A 4,421-nucleotide genomic window follows, 5' to 3' on the forward strand; every position below is an offset into this window, starting at 1 on the left:
TGTACAATTGTTCGTTCATTTCCGATGTTCAAAAAGCATCTAAATACAGCAAACAGAGCGTATTTCTTTTCCCCACCGAACCGTTTTATGGCAATATCGATTGCTTCTTTCTCTATTTTCCTAGATTTTTTTAACGCATTCACAGTTTCCGAAAGATAACTTTTCGTGATTTTTATGGAATTATTATTACCTTTTGATAGATTTGACCTTATTTTTGATGTGACTTATATACTTATTTACAGAAAATTTGAAATTTTATATATACAAGGATAATTCATCTGTGTTACCTTCTAATTGTAATATAATAACAATTTTGGATGTTTGAGGATGATTAAGAAGTTGGCTTTGGGAGTTGTAGCAAGTAGCATGTTGTTAGGGTTCGGAGTGGGAGATCTTGGTGGGGCATCAAAGGCAGAAGCGGCAGTGCCAGTTGAGGCTAGCATTTCACCAAAAAATGTTTCACGAACTGGCAGTTCTACATCTGTCACTAAGACATTGAGTTGGGGTGGCGGTACTGGCTCCTCTTACCATGTATATTACAACGATGGAAAATATGCCGCTATTGATGACCGGTATTCAAGTTACCGAACTACCAATACTTCCAGTTATTCTATCTCATCAAGCACTACTTCAAAGACTTGGAACGATTTTTTGAGAGTAACGGGAAGTAAAGTCGCTACTGACTCAGGTACTATCAAATTATCTAGGTAATGGTCGAATCATGCACATAGACTGCTCTGGCGGTCTATGTGTGTTATAACAATGTAATGAATTGGGGTATCGAGATGTTATATGTACATAATCTTATGAAGAAGTATGGGAACAATGAAACACTGAATATATTAGACGGAGTGAACTTAGAGGTTAAAGAGGCTGTATGGTGCAGCATAGTCGGTCCATCTGGGACAGGTAAATCTACTTTATTGAAGTGTATCGCCGGGCTTCTGAAACCCGATGACGGTTCGGTACGCATGCTTAATCATGATATATATTCGATGACAGAAGAAGCACGGAGTAATTTTCGAAGAACGAATATCGGATTTATCTTTCAGGATTTTAAGCTCTTATCCCATTATTCGGTTCTAGAAAATGTCATTATGCCGTTGCTCTATGACAAGGATCGCAAATGGCTTATGGAAAAGGCGAAAGATTTATTAAAGTTGGTCGGAATTCCTGAATCCCTGCACAATCGGCTGCCCGATAGTCTGTCAGGAGGAGAAAAGCAAAGGGTTGCTATTGCAAGGTCAATAATTGGCGATCCTGAGATTATATTATGTGATGAACCTACAGGGAATTTGGATACAAAGAATCGAGATCGAATCATCGAATTGCTATTAAACATACAAAAGCGTGGAACCACAATCATTTGTGTCACCCATGACCTTGAGGTCGCCGAAAAAGGGGATTGTGTATATCGTCTAAATGAGGGGCTGTTAACGAAAGAAGAGATGATTCATCTATGATTAGACTCATCATCAGCCGAATACTAAACAGGAAAATCATTTCGCTCATCATGGTTATTGCCTTTTTGAGCATATTCTTCCTCATTCCGCTTGGTTCCCAGTACACCCTTCAGTCACAAGTTTCAGTAAAAAATACACTAGAAAAGCACGGCAGAGGAAGCTATGACATTTTGCTGCGACCATCTGACTCACGAACCGAGATTGAAAAGACAATCGGGATTGTGGAAGAAAATTATGTTGGAGACGGCAAAGGTGGAATCTCCATATCCGAATGGGAGGAAATCAAGGATAATCCTGATATTGAAGTGGCCGCCCCTGTTGCCTCTCTTGGATACTTCACCGGAAGGCAAGCGTCCATTATATTGCCTCCTTTGGAACATCCAGCTCGATTCAAATGGCAATTCTACACATCGGATGGGCTAAATAAATACCCATTAGGAGAGAAACAAATCCTAACCTATTTCGATAATTCCAAGCCAGATAACCTCGAATATGTCTGGTATCCACAAGGACAGGATATGTTGGCGGGCAAAAGCATGTATGTTGTCCTGCCCCCTAGCTATCATTTATTGACAGCTATTGACCCAGAAAGCGAGAAACAATTAACCGGGATAGATTTTTCAGATTTATATGCTGACCTAGATGACCCTAAATTTTCTTTGTTCAGCCAAATGAGACAGAATTACAATAATCCACCTGTTATCAAGGTTTTACAGAGAAGTGAAATTGACAATCAAATTCATATGGAACTTTCGGTAGAGAAATTGGATGTTAGCCTTGCAGATTATAAGAAAAAACTAGGCTTAACGGATGAGCAGATACTATTGAATGCGTATGAAAAAAAAGATGAATTGGGGAAGGTCGTAGAAGAGTTAAATAAGGAGCCTGGTTCAGACAGAAAGGATTTTGACTTTGACCTTTCTATATTCCAAAGACCTTTTGAGAGTGTAGCCATGAAGATTAGAGATGATTTTAAGGTGGAGACGTCCAATGGGTCTATGTATAGCTTTAACACCTCTCAATACTATACAGCCCAGAAAATTGATTACAAGTTCAAAGGCGAACAAATTCAGGTTGAAAAGGTTCAAGAAGGGAATCCCCCTTCCTATAAAGAAGTGGTACAAAAAGGGGCTGGTCTAGAAGAATCTGATGAAGTTCCATTCATGATCTTGCAAACGGGTGAATTCACGGCAAGCGAGAAGAAAGGACAATTAGCTTCCAGTCCTTTGGGTATTTATTCAACTAGCACGACGACCACATCCAAGGGAGAGTCATTGACTCCGACATCAGTCCCAGGCAGCTTTGTTCCTGCACCTAGCAGCGGAGTCACAACATTGGATTCTGCTGAACTCGTTAAGGGAGATAAACCAATTGACGCCATTCGGATTCGTATTGATGAAATCACGAAATATGATGCCTCCGCACAAGCAAAAATAGAGAATGTAGCGAAAGATTTGTTGGAGGCAGGCTATGAAGTGGATATTGTCGCAGGTTCATCATTCAAGGAGCAACAATTGGAGGTTGAAGGTATCGGACAAGTGACAGAGCCGTGGACAACCCTGGGTGTAGCTCAAGCAATAGAAACCAGTTGGAATAAGACCATTAATGTCGCCTTATCACTATTCTTTCTATTTGGCCTATCTTGGCTGATGGCTCGTTTAGTCTTTGAAAAAAATATTTTAAAGGCAGAGAACCAAACATTGTTCCTCATAGGTTGGTCTCCAAAGAAAATACTCCAACGGAACTATTCAGAGCAAGTAATTTTGCAAAGTCTTGCTTTCTTAACAGCTTTTATATTGTTGTTCTTCGTTTTTGAAAAAAGCTATGCGTTTCTATACGCAATGGGACTCTTCCTGTTTTCGTTAGTCATCACATATGGAGTGTTGGCAAGAGAGGAGAAATCTCGAGTACGATTGGAAGCGTATAAAAACTTTTCAAGCATTAGGCATTATCTATCCATCATTGCACCGACCATGTTGACCTTATTTACTTCTACTTTCCTCTTAATTGTACAGATGGCTATCATCGGGGAAACAATATCTGAAATGGATAACACGACCATGGGCCAATTCATCAACAATCAAACATTGACCATACAAATGACTATCGTTGCTATGACCATTCTATTAACCGTTGTGAGTATGATAGAAGGTGTTCATTCATTGATTTTAAAAAGAAAAGATGAATTCAATATGTATCACACGATTGGGTGGACTAAATCCACTATTTTAAAACATTTCTTAAAGGAAGTATTACTGTGGGTCATGATAGCAATCTTTGCTGGTGTAATTGGCGGATATTCACTACTCGTTATACTAAAAGTACCGTTACTCTGGTGTATGATTGGGCTACTGTTTTCATTGATTAATATCATCATTCCAATCTTAACGGTGGTGCTAGCGAAAAAGTATGAAAATGACTGAAACCCATCGTCGATAATATTTAGGGGATTTATCCCTAATCTCCATGTTCGCATCGATTGCTCTGGTTGAGAAATATAGGATGTTCCCAACTCGAACCTTGCCATGGCTGGATTGTTCCAGGAGCTCATTGATTTCGTGCAGGTATTTCCTGTTGATTTGTGAATTGGTCATATTCAGTTACTCCTCTCCGTTACATTAGTCGGTTTTTCCTCAGTATAACCGCATAAGCGAAAAAAAGACCGACATCCCTTTTCGGGATGTCGGTCCGGTTATCCATATGTTATCGGTATGAGGCCGTTTTCGATTTCTTTTTCCAAGATGCCATGACAAGCATTTATCCGGGTTGGGTACCAATACGTCTTACTGTCATACACGACTACAATGAGGTTTAGCCTTCCCAATTCGCAAGCGACATGACTGCATTGTTGCTCCAAACGAATATAAGTTGGGATAGTAATGCGTAATCATCTAATGAGGCGTTGATCTAAGAAGGATTCATGTTCTTTTATGTTGAACTCCTTATGGAAGAAAAGGG

3 protein-coding genes are annotated in these 4,421 nt (G+C 39.7%); all 3 read left to right on the top strand.

All coding sequences use genetic code 11. The annotated features are described in order from the left end of the window. Window positions 1–327 precede the first annotated feature (327 nt). The 3 genes from ACI35L_RS17835 to ACI35L_RS17845 all read left to right on the top strand — a co-directional run bounded on the left by ACI35L_RS17835 (window position 328) and on the right by ACI35L_RS17845 (window position 3,886). Complete coding sequence (locus ACI35L_RS17835; RefSeq protein ID WP_049672003.1) at window positions 328–711, top strand: hypothetical protein; 384 nt, start codon at window positions 328–330, stop codon at window positions 709–711. A 74-nt stretch (window positions 712–785) separates the two neighbouring features. Beyond that, window positions 786–1,463: an ABC transporter ATP-binding protein gene (locus tag ACI35L_RS17840; protein WP_049672002.1), complete on the top strand. Its 678-nt coding sequence runs from the start codon at window positions 786–788 to the stop codon at window positions 1,461–1,463. Next, the gene (locus ACI35L_RS17845) at window positions 1,460–3,886 is read left to right on the top strand and encodes an ABC transporter permease (protein WP_104850994.1); all 2,427 of its coding nucleotides are present in this window, start codon (window positions 1,460–1,462) and stop codon (window positions 3,884–3,886) included. Before ACI35L_RS17840 ends, ACI35L_RS17845 begins: the two co-directional genes overlap by 4 nt. The last annotated feature ends 535 nt before the right edge of the window (window positions 3,887–4,421 follow it).

The sequence above is a fragment of the Pradoshia sp. genome (genome assembly GCF_051873915.1).
Classification (GTDB): Bacteria; Bacillota; Bacilli; order Bacillales; family Pradoshiaceae; genus Pradoshia.